The 5,551-nt window shown below is 58.6% G+C and carries 3 protein-coding genes; 2 read left to right on the top strand and 1 reads right to left on the bottom strand.

Annotated elements, in window-relative coordinates:
* Window positions 1-131: 131 nt before the first annotated feature.
* Together VLM75_01755 and VLM75_01750 are read left to right on the top strand one after the other, a co-directional pair.
* Window positions 132-3,413 carry a SpoIIE family protein phosphatase gene (locus VLM75_01755; protein ID HSV95637.1) on the top strand — a complete coding sequence of 1,094 codons (3,282 nt, stop codon included), beginning with the start codon at window positions 132-134 and terminating at the stop codon, window positions 3,411-3,413.
* A 96-nt stretch (window positions 3,414-3,509) separates the two neighbouring features.
* Entirely contained in the window at window positions 3,510-3,764 is a 255-nt protein-coding gene (locus VLM75_01750; protein HSV95636.1) for a DUF2442 domain-containing protein, read from the top strand.
* 87 nt (window positions 3,765-3,851) lie between these two features.
* On the opposite strand, the gene VLM75_01745 is transcribed toward VLM75_01750, so the two are convergent.
* Entirely contained in the window at window positions 3,852-5,024 is a 1,173-nt protein-coding gene (locus VLM75_01745) for a radical SAM protein (protein HSV95635.1), read from the bottom strand.
* Window positions 5,025-5,551: the final 527 nt, after the last annotated feature.

The following is a 5,551-nucleotide window of genomic DNA, read 5'->3' as shown; positions in this document are numbered from 1 at the left end:
GGTATATCATTGGAAGATTGCAATAAGCTTTTATTGCACAAGGAAGGACTTCTCGAGTATATGGATATGGTTTCCATCCAGCAAGGCTACTGAAGAAAATCGCCATCTAGCTTCAACGACAATGGATTTCAATGCGTGTTAAGCTGATCGTTTTATTCATGCTTTTAATGCTATCCCCGCTGTTTTCAATGAGCGGGGATAGCGGCAAAGTGGATGTAATATCTGATAACCAAATCATTTCTCTTACCGGAAAGTGGTTATTCAGACAAGGAGACGATGCCAGTTATTCGGAAAAACAAATTTCCAACGCTGGTTGGATTGAAAAAAACATTGGCGATGGTTTATCTTTACCGGGTGTAAGCGAGAGTTTCATTGGCGTAGCATGGTATAGACTAAAGCTCTTCATTAAAGAAACAGGCGATTACAGCATTTTAATTCCCCTTAGTTACGGTCCGGTGCAGGTTTTTTTCAATGGTTACTGTATCGGTGGTGATCTATCTTTTGACGCGTCGAACCATGTCGGACTCCCAGGCGTTGTCGCTATTCCCTCTCATTTACAAAAACAGGGAATGAATGTATTAGCCTTCAGGGTAAAAGCAACAACGTATTGGGGTGGATTCTCATTCAATAGTATTCAGCTTGGTCCTTCGAGGGAAATACAGATACGCTGGACAAAGATTGTATTTCAAAACGCGGCGCTCGCATCAATTCTGTTTTTCCTTTTTATATATTATTTATTTTTCTATCGGCTTCGGAGCAAAGAGCGGTACTATCTGTATTACTCGTTTCTCTGTTTTTTCATAGGAATGTGGCTTCTCAGTTTTTATGGATTGAGTTTATATATCATAGATTTCCGCTGGGCATATTATATACTCGCTTTCTGCGGTGGAATTATGGCTATGCCCATGTTTATAGGTTTTGTTTTTTCATTCATGGGGATCCCTTTAAGTAGATTCGCCAAATTACTTCAATATTTTTATTACGTATTAGCCATGTCCGTTGTCACGGAATACTTATTAACGGGTGATATCTTTATATTCCTGAAATATATTTATGATCCATTTATTCTTTCGATCGTTCTTGTGCTCATATATATGCTATGTGTTAATACTCGAGCCCTAATACAGAAAAGACCATTTGCCGCAATAATTCTTTTTGCGCTCGTGATATTGATGGCATCGATTACATACAGCGCCCTTGTCTTTCTGAGTGTAATAATCAATAAACCACCCCTGGTAGTTGAAGGTTTTTTCGTGATGACGCTTGTTTTCGCGTATGTGCTTGCTTCGCGTTACTCACAGGTCCACACCGCCCTCGAAAAGGCGCACGACGACCTCCTCGTCATCGACAAAATGAAGGACGAGTTTCTGGCCACCACCTCGCACGAGCTGCGCACGCCCCTGCACGCCATCTCGGGCCTGGCCGAAACCATGGAGATGAGCCCCGACGAACCGCCGACGGAGCGGCAGAAGGAGAGCCTGGCGATCATGCGCCAGAGCGCCCTTCGGCTCTCGCGCCTTGTCGACGACATACTGGACTTCAGCAAGCTCCGCGCGGGCAGGGTCGACCTATTCGTGGAGGAGGTCGACATCCACGGGCTGCTGCGCGGCATGGCATCGCTGGCCGGCGCGCTTGTCGGCGACAAGCCCATTACGGTCCGCGCCGAGGTGGCCGAGGGGCTTCCGAAAATCATCGGCGACCGCAATCGAATAGAGCAGATCGTGCTGAACCTCCTGGCGAACGCCATCACGTACACCGACAAGGGTGAGGTGACGCTAAGCGCCCATACCGAGGGCGAGGGCATAAACATCTCGGTGCGCGACACCGGCTGCGGCATCGACAAGGAAAACCTGGCGGGCATCTGGAGCCCGTACCACCAGCTCGAGCCGGCCGACATACGGCGCCACGGCGGCGTGGGGCTGGGTCTGGCTATCACACGCCAGCTTGTGGAGATGCACGGAGGGCGCATAAACGCAATCAGCGAGGTCGGCAAGGGGAGTCTGTTCACCGTGTGGCTGCAGCCGAGCCCGCCCGACGGTGCCGCCTTCATACGGCTTGCGGCGTACGATCCCGTCTGCCTTCCCTCAGCGCCCACCAGGCCGGGCGGGCCGCCAGGCGAACAAGCGGCCGAAAACTATCCGAGGCGCGCCGGCGGGGTTAGGGAAATCGACGTCCTCGTCGTCGACGACGATCCGGGCAGCCTGCGCGTGCTGGTCGAACTCCTCACGTCGCAGGGTTATCGCGTGCGCACCGTCTCCACGGGCGTGGAGGCGATCGCGGCCATCGAGGAGAACATGCCGAACATCGTTCTCCTCGACATCATGCTTCCCGGAATGAGCGGATACGAGGTGGCAGCCAAAATACGCACCATCTACAACGACATCTACCTTCCCATAATAATGGTCACCGCCCGCGGCGGCATGGAAGACATTGTGAACGGGTTCAAGTACGGCGGCAACGACTACATTCTCAAGCCGTTCAACTCGAGGGAGGTGCTGGTGCGCGTCGAGAACCAGCTCGCCATCGGCAACATGATCTCAATGGAAAAACGGGTGGAGTCGTTCATGCGCAAGGGCGTAGGGCCGGCGGAGTCCTCGCTGGTGGCGCGCGCGGCGGCGCTCGACGAGGCCGTACGGCGTATGAGCGATTGGGAGGCCATCATCACCAAGGACCTGGGCGTGGCGAAGGGTTTCCTGTCGCGGCTCATGCGCCGGACCATCCAGACCGATTCGGTGGAATACGACGTGGACTACGACCCGCTCTTCGCCATCGGCGGCGACGTATACGACGTGCACGAGTTCACGCCGGGCAAAATCCGCGTTTTCCTGGGCGACGCCACGGGTCACGGCATCCACGCCTCGCTCAACACCATCACCATCATGACCGAGTACGGGCAGCTGCGCAGCGCGCTGGCCTCACCCTCGGCGATGCTGGCCGCGCTCAACGAGCGCTTCTGCTCGCGCTTCTCGAATTACCGCATTGTATTCACCTGCTGTATTGCCGAGATCGACCTGTTTACCGGCACGTTCCGGTTCGCCTCGGCCGGCCATCCAACGCAGTTTGCCGCGTCGGACGGCAGCGGCATGGCGCGCCTCAAGCCCGCCGGACCCATCATCGGCTTCAGGAATGGGGTGCAGTATAACGAGACGGTTATGGACTTCGAGCCCGGCTCGTTGCTCTTCCTCTACACCGACGGCCTTCTCGACGAGGGCTTCAGGATGGCAGTCGCCTCCGGCGACGGTCGCGAGTTGCGCGGCGAGGAATACCTGCGCGGTGTGCTCGAAAAACTGCCCAAGACGATGTCCCCGGCGGAGATCTGCGCGACCGTCAAAAAGGAGATGAAGGGCGAGCGCCGCAAGAAGGACCGCTTCACCGACGACGACATCACCATCGTCGCGCTCCGGCGGAAGTAGGAAGGGGCGCCGATACACCGGTTCCGGGGTATCGCGCATTCGGGTTTATGCGGAATTCTATGGAACGATGATTTCCTTTCCAGGCGATCGAATGGAATGAATTCTTTGGAGAGGGACGCGCGGGCGCAGAAGGTCTGGCTTGACGACTATAATCTATGGGTGCAATTCACCGATGGAAGAGTTTTGTCCGTGCCGCTTGCCTATTTTCCACGCCTGCGGCGTGCGAGCGGGGAGCAGAGAAACAAGTTCGAAATGAGCGGTGGTGGTTTCGGCCTCCACTGGGACGAGCTCGATGAGGATATAAGTGTGCCGCATCTCCTGATCGGAAGGTATGACAGGGTTGCCGTTTAGTCAGGTGCCCGTGGTGTCGGTCAAGTAGAACGTTGATGATTTAACGGGTTTCGTCAGACTGGTAATAGCTTTTCAATCACCCCGATTCTATCCTTTTGTAGCCATATCCAGCACGCGTACACAGTAGGGCGGCGATTCCACGCCATCACGATACCATTCCGAGGGGCGCGTCATTCCGGCCTCTCGGCAGAGCGGGGCGTGGCGACACGTGGGACAGGTTTCGGTGTCGACGGCGACGAGTGCGCGGTAAGACTCTGAGGCGAGCGTCGTGGCGATTGATCCCATCGCGAAGGTGCCGAGCGCGTCGCGCGCGGAGTGGGCGAGGGCGATCGCACCGTCGGCAAGGATGACGAGCCTTCCGGCGCGCACGAGCGGCGGCGAGGCCGGCAGCCAGGACATCTTTATGGCGGCGGCCGCGGCGCCGGCGAGCGGGTTTTCGAGCATGCGTACGCGCAGGCCATAGAGGTTCAACATCGAGGCCGCCTTTACCAGCGCGATGAAGTCGGCGGGGGCGAGCAATTGGCCGTCGATCGGCGAAGGGCCGCGGGCGGTGCGGATGAGCTGGATGAGCGTGAGGCTTCGCACGGACGGATGCGCGCGGAAGAGGTCGTCGGCGAAGCGCGGGAGTTCAGGCACCAGGCTTCTGCCGGCGCAGGCGAACACGTCGACAGTCAGCCCCGCGTCGAGGGCGAGCGTGATTCCGCGCCGCGCCGCGTTCGAGGCGCCTTCGCCGCGCAGACGGTCGTTGAGACCGTCCGGGCCATGCAGGCTGATCGAGAGCGCCAGGGCCTTGCCGAAGCGCGCAAGGGAGGTCGCGGCCCCCGAGCCAAGCGGCGCGCCGGTCGTGTTGAGATAGACCGACTCGAACCCGAGGCCGAACGCCTCGTCTATGAGGCCGTACAGTCCGTTCCACAGCAGCGGCTCGCCCCCGGTAAGGTGGACGCTGCGATAACCGGCTTTACGCGCGTCGCGCAGAACCGCGGCGGCCGTGTCGAAGGGCATGTCCGCGTGGTTCGCCGCCTGGGAACGTACAAAGCAGTGCGCGCAGGCGTTGCCGCAGCGCGTGGTGAGCTCGATGCTGAGGTTCTCACGCGCGGCGGCGGCGCGGTAATCTTCGAGGGCCTTCGTTCCCCGACGAAAACCGGCGCGAGGACCGCGATCGGCCCTGCGAGCTCGCGGTATTCCGCGGCGAGGCCGGGCATGCCGAGCGTTTCGGCGCGCCGCGCGCCGTCTTCGAGCAATTCCAGAATGATCCCGCATATGCGCTCCACCGCGCGACAGGATTCAATGATCGACCGAAGGCCGTTACGTTCGCCGTTTTCCCAGCAAACACGACCCTCCGGCGGGAGCGTCATGTAAAGCGCGGTCCGGCGACGCGCGGCGAAGTCCTCCTCCGCGTCCTGGAGGTCGTCGAGGAGCCGCCAGGCAATGCCGAAGCACTCGTAAGCGCGGCGAATACCGCCAAGCGAATCGTCATCCAAACCGCGCAAGCGGGCGAGGATAAGCGGCGCGGCGTTCCAGGTCGCCATTTCGCCGCGGAATCTTTCCATGTAGGCGTCCAGGGTATCGGGGACCTCGAGCGCAGTCACTCCGCGGTAATAGGCGTCGATGAGGTCTTCCGCGAGGACCGGCATGGCGGCGTCGCCTTCGGCAAGGAGCCCGATGCCCGCGCGGTAGCGGCGCCAGGCCTCGCTCCGTATGAGCAGGGCCAGGTGCGTTGCGGGAAGCTCGCCGTCGTGGAGGTGGTCGTCGAGCGAATGGAGCAGCATGGCCATGGCCTGGAGGGC

It is taken from the genome of Spirochaetota bacterium, from assembly GCA_035477215.1.
In the GTDB taxonomy this organism is placed as follows: Bacteria; Spirochaetota; UBA4802; order UBA4802; family UBA5368; genus MVZN01.
This window is presented reverse-complemented; position numbering and strand designations above follow the sequence as displayed.

Bases quoted from the DNA above. Each gene is read 5' to 3' on its own strand.
- VLM75_01755 (HSV95637.1), top strand. From the start codon at position 132: ATGCGTGTTAAGCTGATCGTTTTATTCATGCTTTTAATGCTATCCCCG.
- VLM75_01750 (HSV95636.1), top strand. From the start codon at position 3,510: ATGAATTCTTTGGAGAGGGACGCGCGGGCGCAGAAGGTCTGGCTTGAC.
- VLM75_01745 (HSV95635.1), bottom strand. From the start codon at position 5,024: ATGCGGGATCATTCTGGAATTGCTCGAAGACGGCGCGCGGCGCGCCGA.